At 42.0% G+C, this 20,255-nt stretch carries 13 protein-coding genes, 3 tRNA genes and 1 pseudogene; 11 read left to right on the forward strand and 6 right to left on the reverse strand.

Annotated features, from left to right (window positions below; all coding sequences use genetic code 11):
- Positions 1-870 precede the first annotated feature (870 nt).
- Entirely contained in the window at positions 871-1,896 is a 1,026-nt protein-coding gene (locus HPS56_RS11615; protein ID WP_172276774.1) for a winged helix DNA-binding domain-containing protein, read from the forward strand.
- A gap of 153 nt (positions 1,897-2,049) precedes the next feature.
- Here HPS56_RS11615 and HPS56_RS11620 read toward each other — a convergent pair.
- From HPS56_RS11620 to HPS56_RS11640, 5 genes are all read right to left on the reverse strand, one after another.
- A tRNA-Glu gene (locus HPS56_RS11620) sits at positions 2,050-2,121 on the reverse strand.
- Positions 2,122-2,170: 49 nt separating this feature from the next.
- Positions 2,171-2,242, reverse strand: a tRNA-Glu gene (locus tag HPS56_RS11625).
- Positions 2,243-2,258: 16 nt separating this feature from the next.
- Positions 2,259-2,345 (reverse strand) — tRNA-Ser (locus HPS56_RS11630).
- A 108-nt stretch (positions 2,346-2,453) separates the two neighbouring features.
- Positions 2,454-2,849 (reverse strand): hypothetical protein, encoded by a 396-nt coding sequence (locus HPS56_RS11635; RefSeq protein ID WP_172276777.1) that lies wholly within the window; start codon positions 2,847-2,849, stop codon positions 2,454-2,456.
- A 17-nt stretch (positions 2,850-2,866) separates the two neighbouring features.
- On the reverse strand, positions 2,867-4,324 hold the full coding sequence (locus tag HPS56_RS11640; RefSeq protein WP_172276780.1) for an aminoacyl-histidine dipeptidase: 1,458 nt from the start codon (positions 4,322-4,324) through the stop codon (positions 2,867-2,869).
- Positions 4,325-4,643: 319 nt separating this feature from the next.
- Here HPS56_RS11640 and HPS56_RS11645 point away from each other — a divergent pair, with 319 nt between their 5' ends.
- A complete protein-coding gene (locus HPS56_RS11645) occupies positions 4,644-5,264 on the forward strand; it encodes an OmpH/Skp family outer membrane protein (protein WP_172276783.1) in 621 nt (206 codons plus the stop codon).
- 548 nt (positions 5,265-5,812) lie between these two features.
- Here the strand turns inward: HPS56_RS11645 and HPS56_RS11650 are convergent.
- Positions 5,813-6,766, reverse strand: coding sequence for a DUF362 domain-containing protein (locus tag HPS56_RS11650; RefSeq protein WP_172276786.1), 954 nt, complete (start codon positions 6,764-6,766; stop codon positions 5,813-5,815).
- Between the two features lie 410 nt (positions 6,767-7,176).
- On the opposite strand from HPS56_RS11650, the gene HPS56_RS11655 reads away from it, so the two are divergent.
- From HPS56_RS11655 to HPS56_RS11695, 9 genes and pseudogenes are all read left to right on the forward strand, one after another.
- Entirely contained in the window at positions 7,177-8,220 is a 1,044-nt protein-coding gene (locus HPS56_RS11655; protein ID WP_172276789.1) for a helix-turn-helix domain-containing protein, read from the forward strand.
- Between the two features lie 2 nt (positions 8,221-8,222).
- A pseudogene (gene cas12a / locus HPS56_RS13425) lies at positions 8,223-11,980 on the forward strand (type V CRISPR-associated protein Cas12a/Cpf1).
- Entirely contained in the window at positions 11,973-12,542 is a 570-nt protein-coding gene (gene cas4 / locus HPS56_RS11665; protein WP_172276792.1) for a type V CRISPR-associated protein Cas4, read from the forward strand. Before cas12a ends, cas4 begins: the two are co-directional and overlap by 8 nt.
- Complete coding sequence (gene cas1, locus HPS56_RS11670) at positions 12,529-13,509, forward strand: type V CRISPR-associated endonuclease Cas1 (protein WP_172276795.1); 981 nt, start codon at positions 12,529-12,531, stop codon at positions 13,507-13,509. Before cas4 ends, cas1 begins: the two co-directional genes overlap by 14 nt.
- A 1-nt stretch (position 13,510) precedes the next feature.
- Positions 13,511-13,783: a CRISPR-associated endonuclease Cas2 gene (cas2, locus tag HPS56_RS11675; RefSeq protein ID WP_172276798.1), complete on the forward strand. Its 273-nt coding sequence runs from the start codon at positions 13,511-13,513 to the stop codon at positions 13,781-13,783.
- Positions 13,784-14,510: 727 nt separating this feature from the next.
- Positions 14,511-16,862 carry a mechanosensitive ion channel family protein gene (locus tag HPS56_RS11680; protein ID WP_172276801.1) on the forward strand — a complete coding sequence of 784 codons (2,352 nt, stop codon included), beginning with the start codon at positions 14,511-14,513 and terminating at the stop codon, positions 16,860-16,862.
- A gap of 166 nt (positions 16,863-17,028) precedes the next feature.
- Complete coding sequence (kdsA, locus tag HPS56_RS11685; RefSeq protein WP_172276804.1) at positions 17,029-17,808, forward strand: 3-deoxy-8-phosphooctulonate synthase; 780 nt, start codon at positions 17,029-17,031, stop codon at positions 17,806-17,808.
- A 25-nt stretch (positions 17,809-17,833) separates the two neighbouring features.
- Positions 17,834-18,784 (forward strand): KpsF/GutQ family sugar-phosphate isomerase, encoded by a 951-nt coding sequence (locus tag HPS56_RS11690; protein WP_172276807.1) that lies wholly within the window; start codon positions 17,834-17,836, stop codon positions 18,782-18,784.
- A gap of 11 nt (positions 18,785-18,795) precedes the next feature.
- Positions 18,796-20,061: a phospholipase D-like domain-containing protein gene (locus HPS56_RS11695; RefSeq protein ID WP_172276810.1), complete on the forward strand. Its 1,266-nt coding sequence runs from the start codon at positions 18,796-18,798 to the stop codon at positions 20,059-20,061.
- Positions 20,062-20,255: the final 194 nt, after the last annotated feature.

A 20,255-nucleotide genomic window follows, 5' to 3' on the forward strand; every position in this document is an offset into this window, starting at 1 on the left:
GCTTTCAGGGCTGCTTTAAGAGGGGTGACAGACATTAAGTTCTTTCTTTTCAGACTTACAAGGCTATATGCTTAATCCCCATGGTTTGTCGGGTGAGCCATTGTAGGCTCACGACTCAGGTTTACGGCTCACCCGCCAACCAGGGGGCGATAGAAAATCATGAGGTATTTTTTTGCATTCTATATTTGTAGAATTTCCATATAATCATCCTTACTTTCCAATCTTTTGGCGGAGAGGCTTTCACATTGCAAGGCGATGTTCCTATTATGTGGATGACAGACAGTTCTAAGATTTCTATATGTGTATGGAGGGTGACACATGCTTGTAGGCAAAGAACGTTTTTTGTTAAGTCAAATAAGCGATATCAAACATTGCGAGATGCATAATAGATACTTCTATATAGTATTGTATTTGTTGCAACAAATTTTGGATATTGCTTGTTTATTAAGATAATAGTTGTACCTTTGCGATATTTAATTATAAAATCGTTGAAAATCAAAAAAATAGAAACTTCTTTATGAATGGCATTGAAGTAAATACAAGGAATATTGCAGCTTGTGGACTTTATTGCGGGGCTTGCCGTAAATTCTTGTCCGGAAGATGTTCCGGATGTTCCTTTAGTGATAAAGTATCATGGTGTAAGATTCGTAAGTGTGTGATTAATAACGGATACCATACTTGTGCCGGATGTAGTAAGGATGTAGCTGATTGTAAGATATATTCAAACATTATAGGTAAGTTGTTCTCTCTTATTTTTAATTCAGATCGTCCGGCCTGTATACGTTATATCAAGAGAAATGGTGAACAGGCTTTTGCTGAGGAAATGGCCGGGCATAAGAGAATGACGATGAAAAGGAAATAGAACAGGTAATGAATATTCCAAATATACGTTTGCTAAACCAACAGCTTGTAGCCCCTTTGTTTTCGGATGCTCATGACTTGGTTGGATGGATGGGTATGGTGCAGGCTCAGGAGTATAGGATGATGCGTTGGGCCGTGGCTTTGCGGTTGAAAAGTCCGAAAATGGAGGCTTTTCGAAAAGCTTATGATTCCGGACGTATTGTCCGTACGCATTTGTTTCGCTGTACTTGGCAATTGGTGACGGCTGAAGACTTGCGTTGGATGTCGCGTCTCTGTGCTGAGAAAAATAAGCGTGCGATCAACGGTTATTTAAAAACTTATGGGCTGGATATCAGTGAGAGGCAATACGAGAGATTCAATGATTTGGTAAGTCAAGTGCTGTCCGGAACAGATTCTATGCTTAAAGACGATTTGGTTTCATCGTTGAAGGAAATGGGATTCTGCGTTGATTCTCATACATTTTCCATATATCTTCGTCGTGCGGAATTTGATGGTGTTATATGCAGTGGGCGTCTTGATGCCAGGCAGAACACATACGCATTGGTGGAAAAACGTATTCCTCGATTTGATGAGCTTTCACATGAGGAGTCGTTGATGATGCTGGCACGAAAATATTTCCGAAGCCATTCTCCGGCCACAATGCAGGATTTTATATGGTGGACGGGGCTTGCCGCAAGAGATTGTCAAAAGGCGGTTTGTTTTGTCGGTAAAGAGTTGTCTGAATATATTCACGATGGAGAAACTTACTATATTTACCGTGATTGCCGTATCAGGGGATGTCGTGGAAAGACATTGCTCCTGCCGTCTTATGACGAGTACCTTATAGGCTATAAAAGCCGTTTTCATGTTATTGAAAATGATTTTCGCAGCTATGCATTCAGTAATAACGGGCTTTTTTATCCCGTGATTGTGTCAGACGGGCGTATTGTAGGCAACTGGCATCCACAGAAGAAAAATACTTGTTTTTTCAGGGAAGAATACCGGACGGATATTGAAGGTGCCTTCGGTGAATATTTGCGTTTTGTGTCATCGTAGTATTTACTTTATTATGTTTTATGGATGATAAATATCCCCACTGATTTTCTACTGAGCCCCGGTTTGTCTGGTGAGCCGATAAAAGAAATATTTGAAATCTTTGAAGTGAGAAAGAAAAAACCGTCCCGAAACAATAGTTCGGAACGGTCTGTGTAGTGGATAGGGGAATCGAACCCCTATGCCAAGATTGAGAATCTTGTATCCTAACCGTTAGATGAATCCACCAATTAAAATCGCATTAAAAAAAGTTCCAGTAGAACTGAAACTTTTAAAGTAGTGGATAGGGGAATCGAACCCCTATGCCAAGATTGAGAATCTTGTATCCTAACCGTTAGATGAATCCACCGACTTTTATAAATCTGCGGAAGCTGGGGGATTCGAACCCCCGGTACGTTTACACGCACGGCAGTTTAGCAAACTGCTGGTTTCAGCCACTCACCCAAACTTCCTTTACAGATTTCAATTTGTTGTTTCAGCGTTTTCTCTTAAACGCGGTGCAAAGGTACTGCTTTTATTTTAAACTTGCAAACTTTTTTTGAAAAAACTTCAGAAAAAGATTAATCCTTATCCTTTTTATAGTACTTGAATGCCAAGACGCTTGAAATATTCGGAGTGATATAGAATGTTGCCGAATATTCTTCCGAGTTCAGTCTGTAGTCTGCTCTGAGATACATTATGTTTTTTCCTTCTGCTCTTTTGCCGTATGTAATGTCTTTTTTGTATTTGTTTTCCTGTTTTACAATATCATGCATTGCAGTAATGGCTGAATCCGTGAGTGCTGCAGTGGAGTCAAGCTTTGAGAAACTTATTTTGCTTAGTTCCGATGGAGTATTCAGATTGTTTTTAAGGAAACTCTCGACAATCTTTTCCGCATCATGCTGTTGCCCGCAAGATGTGAGCAACAGCATGAATGTGGATATAGTTAGAAAGTTATGGAATACGGTATGTCTCATTTTCTGTCGGCTTCCATTTATTTCTCCGGTATGTTTTTGAGTATCTCCATTATGTGGTCCCATACCATTTGTACTGTCGGGATATGCAGTCGTTCTTCCGGTGTATGCACATCGCGTAGTGTCGGACCGAATGACACCATGTCCAGATTAGGATAACGCTCAGAGAACAGTCCGCATTCCAGTCCGGCGTGTATACCTTTTACTATAGGCTCCTTTCCGAATAGTTTTTTGTATGTATCGGAAACGATTTTTGTGAGAGCACTGTTTGCGTTCATTTTCCATGCCGGGTATCCGTCGTTTTGTATAACTGTTGCTCCGGCAAGTTCAAATACTGCCTTTACAGTGTTACATTGGTTTTCGAGGTTGCTCATCACATTACTTCTTTGTGAGGCAACGGCTGTTATTGTGTCCTCTGTTGTTATTATGCTTGCCAGGTTGCTTGAAGTTTCAACCATCCATGCCAATGCCTCATCCTGGCACATTGCAAACACCCCGTTGTCGCAGGCCTGTATTGCGCGTATGAATCTGTCGGCAATGTCTTTCTTTATCACTGCAAGCGGTTCTGTGCTTTCCATGGCGAACACCATTTCTGTGTCGCTGACATGGAATTCCTCTTCAATCTCAGCTGTGAATATATTCCAGTCAATCCTGATGTTTTCCTTTTCGGTGTTTTTAACTGCGATTACAAATTTGCCGTCACGCGGTATGGCATTATGCATTTTTCCCGAATTGAATGAGGCAAGGCGTATGTCGTACTTGTTCATTTCCTTATATAGGAAGCGTGCGAGTATCTTTATTGCATTTGCCCTTTTCTTTTCAATGTCATCTCCAGAGTGTCCGCCCTTAAGTCCTTTTATAGAGCCTTGTATATAAAAATAAGTGTCGTCAAGTGTTTCATATTCAGCTTTGAATGTGGCTGTCGTTGTGCGTCCCCCTGCACATGATACGAAAATCTGTCCTTCGTCCTCGCTGTCAAGGTTGATGAGCATGTCACCGCTCATGAATCCGGCTTCCATTCCCATTGCCCCCGTGAGCTGTGTTTCCTCGTCACGTGTGAATACGCATTCGATAGGTCCGTGACAAATATCGTCAGATTCAAGGATGGCAAGCTCGATGGCGACTCCGATACCGTCATCTGCTCCAAGGGTCGTTCCTTTGGCTTTAAGCCATTCACCGTCTATGTAAGTCTGTATGGCATCCTTGTCGAAATCGAATTCTACGTCTACAAGTTTGTCGCATACCATGTCCATGTGGCTTTGCAGGATAACGGTTTTTCGGTTCTCATATCCCGGTGTGGCCGGTTTTCTTATGATGACGTTTCCTGTTTCATCGACATTTGTCTCAAGATTGCGGGATATACCCCAGTTCTTGAGGTATTCTATCATTTTCTCCTCACGTTTCGACGGACGGGGGATTTCATTGATACGTGCAAATTGTTCAAATACACATAAAGGGGTTAAATTACTTTTAGTCATTATTCACTCTTTTTTTTGACATTATATTACTGTAATTAATTAAATTGCATTATCTTTGCATCCGCAAAATTACACAATATGATTGAGATTTTCCTATTGAGCACGTTAATTATTGCTATTGGCATGGTATTTTTGTGCGTGAAACTGTTTTTCATTAAAGATGGGAGTTTCGCATCCCAGCACATTCATGACAGTGCTGCCATGAAAGCACGTGGCATTCATTGTGTAATGGAACAGGACAGGGAATCCCGTCGGAAAAGCAAGTCTGCCGTTAGTGAGACGACAATATCATAGAATAACTTTATATATAACAATAGAAATGAAAAAAAATCATTTATTTGCATCGTTATCGTTCGTTGCTGTTTCTGCCTTAGGAATGATGTCGTGCAACAATTCCAGTCCAAAGATGGATGAGAAGCCGTCACAGGATAATGTTTCTGCCGGTTCTGCAGCGGGTATGAAAATTGCATACGTGGAGGTGGATTCGTTAATGTCTCAGTATCAATTCTGCAAGGACTATACTCTTGTTCTCCAGAAGAAGAGCAATAATGCAAGAAATACACTTACTCAGAAAGGAAAGCAGTTGCAGGCTGCTGCAAATAATTTCCAGCAGAAGTTGCAGAATAACGGCTTTACGAGCCGCGAGCAGGCGGCAAGTGCGCAGGCGGCAATACAAAAGAGCGAGCAGGATCTGCAGAATCTTCAAAACCGTTTGGGCTCCGAGCTTGATGCGGAGACTACAAAATATAATATGGCCCTGCGCGATTCTCTTCAGAACTTCCTTAGAGATTACAATAAGGACAAAAAGTATGACCTCATCCTCTCAAAGGCGGGAGACAATATACTTTATGCGGCAAAGAAGCATGATATCACAAACGAGGTTATAGCAGGGTTGAACAAGAGATATAAGCCGGCGTCTAAGGCGAAGGCTGATAAATAATATAATACCGGCTTTTAAGTAGTGTCAGGAAGACTGTTTCCCGGCACATGAAGATATACATCAAACATTTACGGAGAGGACATAAGCGTCATATAGTATGATGCCTGATGTCCTCTCCGTAAATGTTTTGATGTGTAATGCGTGTGTGTGTTTAGAGTCCGTAATCCGGTCAGGATTCTGGTTGCCGTATGATAAGACATGTATGGGATATTTTTCGTATCCGGTGTTTTCGGACTTTGATATGTAATAAAAATTTGAAAACTTTTTGTTGCTGTTCTTTCCTGAATCTGTAATACTTGTAAGATGTTGGTATACAGCTTGTTATAAGCATTAAAAAGTATGCCAAAAATGAACAGCCTATTCTTGCGTGATGAATAGGCTGTTCTCTTTCAATGAATGGCATGTTCATCGAGCATGAATAGGCCATTCACTGAAAGAGAATTTTACATATACCTGAAGATGTAAATAGATTTCAAAAAATACGCTATACTCCGTTTTTCTGATAAGTTGGCAAATGGAGTATAGCGTATTTTTAAATGAATTCACGTTTATTCTTTATCGATGCTTATAAGCTCGTATTTTTTGCTGCCCATTCCTATTTTCTCCGCATGGTCTATTGTAAGAGTTCCGTGCCGTGTCTTTATTCGTTCTATTAGCGGGGCGTTATTGTTGTTGTCTTCCGGCTTCATGTTGAAGATGATGTCTATGCATGCCTGGTCGAGGGCCACAGGGTCGAGTGAGGCAAGAATACCGTAGTCTTTCAGTTTCACGGCCTCAGGCCTTGACACGCAGTCGCAGTCTACGCTCATATTGTTCATTACGCTGATATATATGATTTTATCTTCATAGTAGTCGGCCACCGCCTGTGCCGCTGCGGCCATTGACATGAGGAAGCCGTCCTGGTTTCCTGTATGTTTCCACATCGTCTTCAGGTCGGATGTGATACCGGCCGTGTGTATGTTTGCTTTTCCTCTTGCCGATGCCACTCCGATGCTCTGGTTCTTCAGCACACCGCCGAACCCTCCCATGGGATGTCCTTTGAAATGCGCGAGGTTTATCATGAAGTCGTAGTTTCTTATGTTTTTGCCCACGATATCATACTTTATATGTGATGTGTCGCGCACGGGGATGTTTATTTCCCCTTCGGCATCCATGATGTCCACTTTTGCTATTTTTGTGTATCCATGTTCCTCGGCCACTCTCAGATGCTCTTCCGTTGTGCTCCTTTTCCCTCCGTATGCGGTGTTGCATTCCACTATCGTTCCGTTCACCTTCTTTACGAGTCCGCCTATCAGTTCCGGCTTCAGGTAGTTTGGGTTTCCTGCTTCCCCTGTGCTTATCTTTACTGCCACCCTTCCCTCAGCCTTACGTCCGAGAGCCTCATATATCTTTATGAGTGCATCTGGGTTTATGTCTCTTGTTACATAGACTTTGGACTGTGCCATTCCAAATACCGATACTGCCATGAATAGTGCGGCAGCTGCAATTCTTTTTGTGTTCATAGATTTGTATTTATTGTGATGTTGTATTTTGTCCTTTGATAGGGCATGAAATGTATTTCACATTGCACAGATAATGCAAACCGAATGCAATAATGCTTGCTTTAAATTGCGAGGTGCGCTTTATCTTATGCAAAAATAGTAAAAATCCACTTATTATCATATATCTTTGTTACGGATTAAGCAAACTAAATTACAGAAAGTACCTGCTATTAAAAGAAGGCCAAGTCACCGAAAGAGAGTGGCATATTTATAGATGGCTATTTAAGTACGCTACCATTTGATTAGAGGAACAACGATAATATTGTCCGGGCATAATATTAAAAGATATTAATTAGGTTACAGAATAAAATAAAACAACTATCTTTGTAACCTAAATATTTGCAATGTATAAAATGGAAAACCTGAATTTTTTGAAAATAAAGATTGCACGTAAGTCTCAGCGGCTGTCAATGGATGATTTAGTAAGCAGAATGGGGGACAGAGCCATAAGTAAAAATTCTATATCCAAGATAGAACGAGGCTTGTTGCGTCCTTCGGTTCAGACACTTAGTGCGATAGCCGATGCTTGCAATGTTCCTTTGTCGTATTTCTATGATGATGATATGCGTATAGGTAAACTTGATTTTCGTTTTACTAAGGACATACCGACTAAAAAGGCAGAGCAGATTAAGTGTCTGGTTATTTCCGAAATACAGAAATATCTTCTTGCAGAAAATATTGTCTGTTCAGAAAGTGATAATTTAAAGTTATCCAGAAGAAAACTTATAAGAACCTATGATGATGCGGAAAATGTCACTATAGACTTGCGTAAGAAACTTGAAATAGGCTATCAGCCGATATTTTCTGTTTATGAACTGTTTATGAATTGTGGTATTCATATAATAGAAGTTGATATTGAAGACTATGATATATTGGGGCTTTCTACTTTTGTTTGTGATTCTATTCCGGTTATAATAATAAACAGAAATACAAATAAGACGACAGAACGCAAACGGTTTACTGCGCTTCATGAGCTGGCACATCTTATATTGAATATCAGGCTTTTATCAGATAACGACGATTGTGCAGAAATGGACAAATACAAAAAACTGCCATATAAAGTAACAGTTAAAAAGGCTACTTCAGAAAGGATATGTCATCATTTTGCGGCAGCCATGTTAATTCCTCAAAACTGTCTGTTTAAACGTGTCGGGCATATACGTACAAAGTTGTCATTAGAGGAACTTGTCAGTATACGCAACATGTATGGAATAAGTATAGCCGCAATAATACACAGATGTCATGACCTTGCCATAATAGATGACAAGGAATATAACAATTTGTTTGATAATCTTATCAATAAAAACATTATGGAAACAGGGTGGGGAGGATATCCTATAATGGAAAAAGCAGACCGGTTGAAGTTGCTTGAGGAAAGGATAAAATTGGAATGTATTAATTTAAATAGAATATAGAAATGAATGTGTTTGAACGATTTACCGGATTGTACCCTTTGAGTAAGACACTGAGATTTGAACTCAGACCGATAGGAAAAACTTTGGAGCATATTGAGCGGAAAGGATTAATCGCCCAGGATGAACGAAGGGCAGATGAATATGAGAAAGTAAAAGATATTATAGACCGTTATCATAAATGGTTTGTGCGTATGTGTCTTGACAAGTTGAAACTAAAACTGAAATCAGACGGAGGCAACGACTCTCTGGAAGACTATGTTGGACTGGCATCTAAAACCAGCCGGGATGCTGATGAAGACGAGCTCTTAGGCAAAGTAAAGGCAAATCTGCGTAAGCAGATTGTGAACGCTTTTAATAAGGAAGAGGATTATAAGGAATTGTTTAAGAAGGAACTGATAACAAAGCATCTTGTACATATAGCCGAGTCGGAAGAAGAAAAGCGTATGATAGACAACTTCGGTAAGTTTACAACATACTTTACCGGTTTCCATGAGAACCGCAAGAATATGTATTCAGCTGAGGAAAAGTCTACAGCCATTGCATATCGCCTGATAAACGAGAATCTGCCGATATTCTACGACAATATGCAGTCTTTCATGAAGATTGCAGAGAGCGGAGTGGCTTCCGGCTTTGTTGATATCGAGACATCCTATCAGGAATATCTTAATGTGGAGCATATCAGCGAAATGTTCGGTTTGGGTTATTTCACAGATGTGCTTACACAAGAGCAGATAGAGGTATACAACAGCATCATAGGCGGACGTGTGGAGAATGATGTGAAGTTGCAGGGCATCAACGAATATGTCAACTTGTATAACCAACAGCAGACCGATAAGAAGAAGCGTCTGCCATTGTTGAAACCGCTATATAAGATGATTCTTAGCGACAGGGTGGCCATATCGTGGTTGCCTGAAAAATTCAGTAGCGACGAAGAGGTGATAAAGGCTATTAATGAGACTGTCGACGCCTTGCATACGGTTTTGGAAGGTAATGGTTCGCTTAAGCACTTGTTGCAGCACATCGGTGACTATGATTTGTCTAAGATATACATTTCCAACGGTTCGGAACTTACAGAAATCTCGCAACGCATGTTCGGACAGTATGACGTATTTGCGAAAGGGATAAAGAAAGATATTTGCAATAGTGCCACTCCTACAAAGAAAGAGAAAGCCGATCCGGAACTGTATGATGAAAGGATAAACAAGCTTTTCAAGTTGGGAAAGAGTTTCAGTATAGATTATCTTGACTCTGTTGGTGAGGCTTTTGGAGATTCGGCCGGTGAGCCAGTGAAAAGGGTGGAGGAGTATTTCGCACAACTCGGTGCTTACGACAGGAATGACGGGCAGCGTATCAACCTGTTCACACAAATAGAGATGGCGCGTGTGACGGCGGCAGATGTGCTTGCCGGAAAGCATACAGATTTGAACCAGTCGGAAAACGATATAAAGCTCATCAGGGACCTGCTTGATGCTTTCAAGGCTTTGCAGCATTTCATCAAGCCTTTGCTTGGCAATGGAGATGAAGCAGACAAGGACAATGAGTTTTATGCAAAACTGTGTGAAGCATGGGGTGAACTGGATATGGTTACTCCTTTATATAAAAGGTGCGCGACTGGTTGACACGTAAACCATATAAAACGGAAAAGATAAAGCTGAACTTTGAAAATTCCCAGTTGCTTGGCGGATGGGATGTGAATAAGGAACCGGACTGTACATCGGTATTGTTGCGTAAGGATGGAATGTACTATCTTGGCATTATGGACAAAAAGGCCAATAAGTCTTTCTACTGTGATTGTTTGCCTTCGGAAGGAAGTTCTTATGAGAAGGTTGATTACAAGCTATTGCCCGGCGCAAATAAAATGTTGCCAAAGGTTTTCTTTTCAAAATCCCGTAAATCCGAGTTTGCTCCGTCAGAAGTTATCACAAAAGCTTATGAAAATGGAACTCATAAGAAGGGAGCGAATTTTAGTTTGTCGGACTGTCATCGTCTGATAGATTTTTTCAAAGCTTCCATAAACAAGCATGAGGATTGGAGCAGGTTCGGATTCATATTTTCGGAAACGAACACTTACGAGGATATGGTAGGGTTCTATAGGGAAGTGGAACAGCAAGGCTATATGCTTGGTTTCCGTAATGTGTCAGAAGAGTATATTGACAGGCTTGTAGATGATGGAAAACTTTATCTGTTCCAGATATGGAACAAAGACTTTTCCGAGCACAGCAAGGGAACACCTAATTTACATACCATATATTGGAAGATGCTCTTTGATGAGAGAAATTTGGAAAATATAGTATATAAGCTCAACGGGCAGGCAGAACTGTTTTACCGCAAAAAGAGTCTTGACCTTTGCAAAACAACTGTCCATAAGGCACATCAGTCCGTCGCCAACAAGAATCCGCAGAACGATAAACGAGAAAGCATATTTGAATATGATATAATAAAGAACCGGCGTTATACGGTCGACAAGTTTCAATTCCATGTGCCAATTACCATAAACTTCAAGGCAACGGGCGATGATAGATTGAATTCTGCCACGTTGGAAGCCATACGTGATGGGGGAATCGAGCATATTATCGGTATAGACCGCGGAGAGCGTCATCTTCTGTATCTGTCGTTGATAGACCTGAAAGGAAACATTGTGAAGCAGTTTACACTGAATGAGATTGCCAGCGAATACAATGGTGCTCCATGTCCTCCTACTAACTATAAGGATTTGCTTGTCGCTCGTGAAGGTGACCGCAATGAGGCGCGACGCAACTGGCAGAAGATAGAGAATATAAAGGAAATAAAAGAAGGATATCTTAGTCAGGTCGTTCACATCATAGCAAAGATGATGGTGGAGTATAAGGCAATTGTGGTATTAGAGGATTTGAATATGGGCTTTATGCGTGGACGCCAGAAGATAGAGAGGCAGGTCTATGAGAAGTTTGAAAAGATGCTTATAGACAAATTGAACTGCTATGTTGACAAGCAGAAAGAGGCAACAGATATAGGCGGTGTGCTTCATCCACTCCAGCTTACAAGTAGGTTTGAGAGTTTCCGTAAACTCGGCAAGCAGAGCGGTTGGCTGTTTTACATTCCGGCATGGAACACGAGTAAGATAGACCCGGTTACCGGATTCGTCAATATGCTTGACACACGGTATGAGAATGTAGACAAGACACGCTGTTTCTTCTCTAAGTTTGATGTTATACGTTATAATGGTGATAAAGACCTGTTTGAGTTTACTTTTGACTATGATAAGTTTACAGACAAGGCAAAAGGCACCCGGACAAAATGGACATTGTGTACATACGGTTCGCGCATAAAGACATTCCGCAATCCGAAGAAAAACAATCAGTGGGACAATGAGGAGATTGTGCTTACAGATGAGTTTAAAAAAGCCTTTGCCGATGCCGGTATCGACATAGAGGGGAATTTGAAGGATGCCATCTGTTCCCTTACAGAAAAGAAGCATCTCGAACCTTTGATGAATCTTATGAAACTGTTGTTGCAGATGCGTAACAGCAAGACAGGAACAGAGATAGACTACCTGTTGTCACCGGTTGCCGATGCTGACGGAAACTTCTACGACAGTCGCAACGAAATCAGCACCTTGCCTAAGGATGCCGATGCAAACGGTGCATACAACATAGCCAGAAAGGGATTGTGGGCCATACGTAAGATACAGTCTGCCCCAAGTGGCGAGAAACCGAATCTTGCCATTTCAAATAAGGAATGGTTGCAGTTTGCCCAGCAAAAACCTTATCTTGATGATTGACTATATTGCAATTTCAACATTGAATGATTTCATCTTCTGCCCGTACTCCATATACTTCCACAATGTGTATATGGATACGGACGAGACGATGTATCACGCCACGCCACAGACACGCGGACGGTCTGCGCATGAGACAGTGGACAAGAAGACGGCCAGCAACCGTGCCGACGACATTCTTTCGTTGCCTGTATACTCTGAAGAATACGGTCTTATGGGCAAAATTGATGTATATAAGCGTAAGGAACGAAAACTCATTGAGCGCAAATACCAGCTGAAGCAGATATATCAGGGGCAGATATACCAATTATGGGCGCAGATGCTCTGTCTGGAAGAAATGGGATATGCAGTGGAAGAGCTGGCTTTCTATGAAATATCGGCCAATAAGATGATTCCGATAAAAAAGCCCGATAATGAAGAGCTTCGTATGTTCCGGAGTTTTATTGAAAGATTCCGCAATTATAATCCGGAAGAGACACCATTTACGGTTAATCCTAACAAATGCCGCCATTGTATCTATTGTAGCCTGTGTGACAAAACAACCGAAAACAATGTTTACCAATAAAGACATAGAATACCGTACGGTTTTCGTTATAAACTGTATCCATGAACGGAGCATACGTGTAAGTAACGGCGAACTCCTGCTTGAAGAGCAGATTGAGAACAGTGACAAGATGAAGACACTCACCAAACTGCCATTTCAGAAAATCCTGGCACTTTTTGTCGTCGGACACATACGAATCACAACGCCGCTTATTGAAAAGTGCCGTAAGTTTGGTGTCGCTCTTGTAGTGATGAAGCCTTCGTTGCGCCCGGTTTTCTTTTGGGCAGATTCTGCGGAGGCAAATTTCCTGTTGCGCAAGCGGCAGTATGAGTTTCAAAAAGATGATATCAGCATTGCCAAAATAATTGTAGACAATAAGATACGGAATCAGATAAAGGCATTGGCTGACACACGGCGTAAAGATGAGCGTACGGAACAGGCACGTGCTGTGTTGCAGGGATGCGTGGATACGATAAATGATGTGGGTGATTACAATGCCTTGATGGGTTTGGAAGGCGTGGCAGCCAAATCTTTTTTTGCGGCGTTTTATCAGGACTTTGACTGGCATCAGCGACGGCCGCGTACAAAGTGTGATGCGCTGAATGCAACCCTCGACATCGGCTATACAATTCTGTTTAACTATATGGAATGCTTCCTGAGGATGTTCGGCTTTGACCTTTATGTGGGCGTTTATCATCGCATGTGGTTCAAGCGTAAGTCACTCGTGTGTGATGTAATGGAACCTTTTCGTCCGATTATAGATAAAGCGGCACGTACGGCGTGGAACCGCAAGCAATTTTCGGAAAAGGATTTTCAAATACAAAAGGGTGAATATCGTTTGCGTCACGACAATAATGCCGTATATTGCCGTGTGTTCTTTGATGCCCTAATACCATACAAGAGCGATGTTTTTAAATATATACAGTCGTATTATCGTTGCTTTATGGGGCGAAAATCAGTGAAAGAGTATCCAATGTTTATGTTATGATATGTTAGTTATAAGTTATGACATAAGCGATGATCGGCTCCGCGCAAAATTCTCAAAGATGCTGACGAAATACGGTGCTGTCAGACTTCAGTATTCTGTATACGAGGTAAACAATACTGATCGGGTTATCAACAATCTTGTTGTTAAGATAGAAGAGACTTTTGCCAAGAAGTTTGACGGTGGTGACAGCGTCATTATTTTCGATGTGGCAGGTGTGAAATTAAGAAAATATGGTAATGCTATTCATCGTGATAAAGATATCGTATATTTTTAGTTTATTATAATAATTGCAGATGTCGGTCTCTACAAATATGTGGATTGTTCTTATATGTATTGATAAACAGACATTTACGTATAAACAGATATTGTGATTTTATAGTACCCCTTATAAATTTATTTTTTGTTTTTTATTTTAAGTCTTTGGTATTTAAAGAAGTAATTTGTACTTTTGCAAAATAAAGGCTATAAGCCTTATATAATTTCTACTATTGTAGATGTGATAGTCTGCTATCAGTTCGCCTCCCTGGCTATAAGCCTTATATAATTTCTACTATTGTAGATGGGTGAACCTATGGTGGTATGATTTTTGGCTATAAGCCTTATATAATTTCTACTATTGTAGATTTGATGATATGACGCATGATGATATAAGGCTATAAGCCTTATATAATTTCTACTATTGTAGATTTTGCCTTGTCGAGCTTCTTTCGCCCAGAGGCTATAAGCCTTATATAATTTCTACTATTGTAGATACAGTATCGTTTCTCGTTATATACAGTGGCTATAAGCATTATATAATTTCTACTATTGTAGATTTTCTTTGACATATTCACTGAATCTTGAGTCTATAATCTTATATATTGCAGACATGTCTAAAGTGCATCTTGTTCGGTTTGTGATATCTACGTTGCCGTTCTTTACATATATTGCTTTGTTTTTATGAAAAACCGAAAAAAAAGTGTTAACTTTGCATTTCTTCATGTAAAAACCATAAAACATAAATGAAAAGGCTGATAGTCATAATAATGATGATTCTCGTTGCGGCAACGGATATAAATGCCGTGTTGAAAGAAAAGAATCTTGAGAGTACGCTTTCTGTGCTGCGTATTGAGCTGACAAACTACAGGCGTGAGCTTTCTTCGCAATCCATGCAGAATAAACATAAAGGAGAGGTCGTGCACCGTCAGTTGATATCCACGTTACAGAAAAGCAACCAGAACGCCCTGATGCTTTATTCCCAGAATCCCGACTATGTGTTTGACATGGCATACGCCTGTCATGAAGCTACGGAACAGTATCTGAACTTCCAGAAATCCCAGTTGCCTTTCAGGAATTATCTGTTGAAAAACAGGCAGGATATTGCCGGCTATGACAGTCTTGCAAAGAGTCTGCGCACGATGTCTGTAGACATGCTCAGCGATAAGGCAAAGACAGACAGGAATGTATGTCTGACTCTTGCCACAAACATCTGCAACACACTTAAGGAAAACAATGATGGAATAGAAGAGTTTATCCGTATATACGACACCACCGAGCTTCATCTTAAGGAAATAAACGATTATGCCAATAAAAGGTATAACGATATTCAGACGAGTATATTCAATAATGGTGGAGACGACTATTTTACGATTTTGAAGAATGTGAGACAGAAGTTGAGTAGCACACGGCAGACGGTAATACAGAAGTATGTCAGCAATTCAAATACAAAGTCGCAATGGAGCAGCAGGTTCATCTTCGGACTGTTCGGTATGATTGCCATATACGGTATTGTGGCTTCTTTTCTCAATGTCATGATTCTGAGAGTACTGATGCCTAAGAAATTCCGTACGGAGAAGTTCATGGAGAAGCGCACATATATAATAATGGCGACGACAACAGTTACTTTTGCCCTTATTCTCGGAATAGTGAGAGCCACCACAGCCCAGAATTTCATCATCATGGCAAGCGACTTGCTCGTGGAGTATGCCTGGTTGCTTGGTGTGGTGCTTATATCGTTGCTGCTCAGGCTTAAGGCTGTGCAGATGCATAGCGGTTTCAGAATTTATTCTCCATTGATAATAATGGGGTTCCTTGTCATTTCGTTTCGTATAATCCTCATACCCAATGAGCTTGTAAACCTGATCTTCCCACCGATATTGCTGATTTGCGCCCTATGGCAATGGGGTGTCATACGCAGTCATAATAAAAATATACCGCAGAGCGATATTGCCTATACATATATATCGCTTACGGTGTTTGTAATATCGGTAATACTTTCATGGCTTGGCTATACCCTGGCAAGCGTCCAGTTGCTTATATGGTGGATTATGCAGCTTACGTGCATACTTACCATAACATGTGTCAGCAGGTGGATAACAAAATACGGTGAGAGAAAGAATCTGGCCTCAAAGCCTGTATCAAAGACATGGGCATATAAGCTGCTTAACGGTGTACTTCTGCCTGTGATGGGAGTCGTCTCGGTCATGATATCGATATACTGGGCGGCAGATGTATTTAATCTGAGTGATTTGTGCTGGAAGGTGTTCAACTATAAGTTTGTGAATCTTTCAAACCTCAAGTTGAGCATGACAGGCATTGCCACGGTGGTCAGCCTTTGGTTCCTGTTTTCATACGTCTGTATGTTTGTGAAAACAGCCCTGTATGATCATTTCAAGAGTCAGGACCCGAATACGGCGGACAGCCGCACGATGATGGCAAAGAATGTGATACAGGTGGCTGTGTGGGGAGCTTGGACGCTTGTGAGCCTGTCTGTTCTCGGTATTTCGCTTTCGTGGATACTTGTTATAACCGGAGGATTGTCTACAGGTATTGGTTTTGCCTCAAAGGACATAATCGAGAATATCTATTATGGCATCTCGTTGATGGCAGGTCGCATAAAAGTAGGCGACCTCATAGAATGCGACGGTGTCCGCGGCCGTGTGGCCTCGATAAGCTATACGAGCACATTGCTTGAAGCCACAGACGGTTCTGTAATAGCATTCCAGAACAGCCAGTTGTTCACAAAGAATTATAAAAATCTTACCCGCAACCACGGATTCGCACTGTCTGTCATCATGTTTGGTATCGGATATGGCAGCAACGTGAAGGAAGTGAGTGCCATGATAGAGAAGGCCGTTACGGATATGCGTCATCCACTTATGGATGGCAGCAAGCCGGTGAGGGTGGTATTTGTGGAATTTGGCGACAATAGTGTGAATCTGAAACTGTTCTGCTGGGTTGATGTGCTCAAGCAGGTGTATGCGGAAAGCGACATAAAGGAATGTATATACCGTACGTTGAACGACAATAATATAGAGATACCATTCCCACAGAGAGATATATTTATAAAGAATATTGATGCAATAAATAAATGACGCGGTGGCATATGGATGGCTTAATATATTTGTATACACATTGATTCAGTATATAAAACAGGCAGGTGATGAAAACTTAAAAGAAAGAAAAAATTTTGTAGCTTTCATTTAAATGCCGTAAATTTGCACCGTTTTATTTAACAGCTAAAATACCTATACGGCTTCGATGAATCTAAAACGAACAAAAAACATGAATAAAACCATAATAGCAGGGCCATGCGTCATTGAGACGTATGAGGTGCTTGATGCTGTGGCACGCAAAATTGTAGAGATAAACAGCAAATACGGTGTAGACATAATTTTCAAGTCTTCGTTTGATAAGGCCAACCGTACTTCAATCCGTTCATACCGCGGACTGGGGATGGAAAAAGGTCTTGAGATGCTTGCCGGTATAAAGCGGAAATACGGGCTTAGGATACTTACGGATATACATGAGAGTTTTCAGGCCGCGCCTGCGGCAGAGGTGGCCGATGTACTCCAGATACCGGCTTTTCTGTGTCGGCAGACCGATTTGCTTGTGAGTGCGGCAAAGACAGGACGCATCGTAAACATAAAGAAAGCGCAGTTTCTCGGTGCATCGGACATGAGGTATCCGGTTGAGAAAGCCCGTGATGCAGGTGCAAAAGATATATGGCTTACTGAGCGCGGCAATATCATGGGATATAATAATCTTGTGGTGGATTTCCGTAATATTCCCGGGATGCTTGATATTGTTCCTACGGTGATAATGGACTGTACTCATAGCGTACAACGTCCGGGAAGACTTGACGGCAAGACCGGTGGTGACCGACGCTTTGTTCCGCAAATGGCCATGGCGGCAAAGGCTTTCGGAGCCACAGGATGGTTTTTCGAAGTGCACCCCGAGCCGGACAAGGGTATGAGTGATGCGGCAAACATGCTTGAGCTCGATAAGCTGGAAGGGCTTGTGGAAGAGTTGATTAAGTAAAGGAAAAATTAGAAAACCGGAGACAATGAATAAGATAAGGGAAAGCGCGATACAGTGTATCAGAGACGAGGCTCAGGCTATGCTCGACCTCATACCGCAGATAGACGGTGATTTTGACAGGGCCGTGGAACTGATATTCCATTGCCACGGCAAGGTGATTGTGACAGGAGTAGGCAAAAGCGGCCATATAGGTGCAAAAATAGCAGCCACGTTGTCAAGTACCGGCACACCGTCGTTCTATATAAATCCGCTTGACGTCTTTCATGGTGACCTTGGAGTGATGACGAAAGACGATGTCGTGTTGGCAATATCCAATTCAGGAAATACCGATGAACTGCTGAGGTTTATTCCGATGGTGCTGCACATGGAAATACCTATTGTGGCAATGAGCGGAAACCCCGGTTCGCTTCTGGCAAAATATTCTACGTGTCATATCAATGTTAGCGTGAGCAAGGAGGCCTGTCCTCTGAATCTCGCCCCTACGAGCAGCACGACGGCTGCCCTTGCCATGGGTGACGCTCTTGCCGTGGCACTGATGAAACTTCGTAATTTTCAGCCGAACGATTTCGCGCAGTTCCATCCCGGAGGAGAATTAGGCAAGAGACTTCTCACCACTGCACAGGATGTGATGCATACGGTGAGCCTGCCGACGATAGCACCGGACATGCACCTCGGAGAGGCGATAATCCTCGTGAGCAAGGGAAAACTCGGTCTTGGAATTGCCACCGACAGCGGCAGGATAACAGGGCTGATTACCGATGGCGACATAAGGAGGGCCATGGAGAAATGGCAGGCAGAGTTCTTCGACAAGACCGTGGCAGACATAATGACAGTATCACCGAAGACGGTATTGCCTCAGACAAAGATTTCAGATATACAGAAGATAATGAACAGGTATAAGATACATTCCGTGCTTGTGACCGATGAAGACAGGCGGTTGTTGGGCGTGGTCGACCATTATTCCTGTATGATATAAATAATATCGTGATGAAAAAGGCATTTTTCATTGCAGTTGCGGCATTGTGCATTGTGTTGGATGTAAATGCCGTAACCGCAAGCGATTCTGCAATAACAGACATTCTTGAAAAGAAAGGCATCGTCTTCACCCATAATAATTCCGTGACGTTGCTTACCACGGGCCATGATAAGTTTGTGGATATGTTTAATGCCATAAGCCAGGCCAAGAGCAGCGTGCATCTTGAGTATTTTAATTTCAGAAACGATTCCATTGCCTCGGAACTTTTTGATATTCTGAAACGTAAAGCTGCCGAAGGCGTGGAAGTGAGGGCCCTTTTCGACGGTTTCGGAAATTCATCGAATAACCGGCCGCTGAGAAAGCGTCATATAGACAGTTTGCGTAAGGCCGGTGTCAACATACACGAATTCGATCCGTTGCGATTTCCGTGGATAAATCATGTGTTCAGCCGCGACCATAGAAAAATTGTTGTCATAGACGGAAACATCGCCTATACCGGTGGAATGAACGTTGCAGACTACTATATAAAGGGTACGGAGCAAGTGGGAGAGTGGCATGATATGCACTGCAGGATAGAAGGAGGGGCCGTAAGCCAGCTTCAGATGATATTTGTGAGAATATGGAAAAAGGTGACGGGGGAGGACTTGTGGAATCCTAAGTATTTCCGTGCATACGAGCCTGTGGAGATAAGCGGGCTTTCTCCTGACACGACGCCTACGGCCCGTCACAAGACAATTGGTATAATAAACCGTGAACCCCACGCTTCTCCTGATATAATAAGGGCGTTTTATATAGGAGCGATAAACAGTGCGGAAGATTCGGTGAAGCTTATAAATCCGTATTTCACATTGAACGGTAAGTTGAAGCGTGCAATAAAGAGAGCATTGAAACGGGGGGTTAAGTTTGAAATACTTGTTTCGGCAAAGAGCGACATTCCTCTCACACCGGACTGTGTTATGTATAACGTGCATAAACTGATGAAGCGCGGTGCCGATGTGTGGATATATCAGCCCGGTTTTCATCATACGAAGGTTATGATGGTTGACGGACGGTTCTGTACCGTGGGAAGCGCAAATCTCAACTCACGCAGTCTAAGCTGGGATTATGAGGCCAATGCCGTGATAATCGACACATGCACGACGCGTCAGCTGAATGATATTTTTGACGGAGACAAGAAAAAGAGCATATACCTCACTCCTGAGTATTGGAAGGAGAGCCGTTCCACATGGAAGAAGTTTGTGGGATGGTTTGCCCACCTGCTTGCACCGTTCCTGTAGACGGTGGCTTTGGCTACAGGCATATAATATACGCGCAATGATTTAATTTGTCTTTCAATATCGTAAAAAAACAAATTAAATCATTGCGGTTTTGTATATGGCAGACGGCTTTCGGTGAAATTCATTTATCTTTGTGGGGGGATAAGCGGCACACACCTTAAGAGTGTTGTGGCGTGCTTTCGGTACGTGTCAGG

The organism is Xylanibacter muris (genome assembly GCF_013166605.1).
Taxonomy (GTDB): Bacteria; Bacteroidota; Bacteroidia; order Bacteroidales; family Bacteroidaceae; genus Prevotella; species Prevotella muris.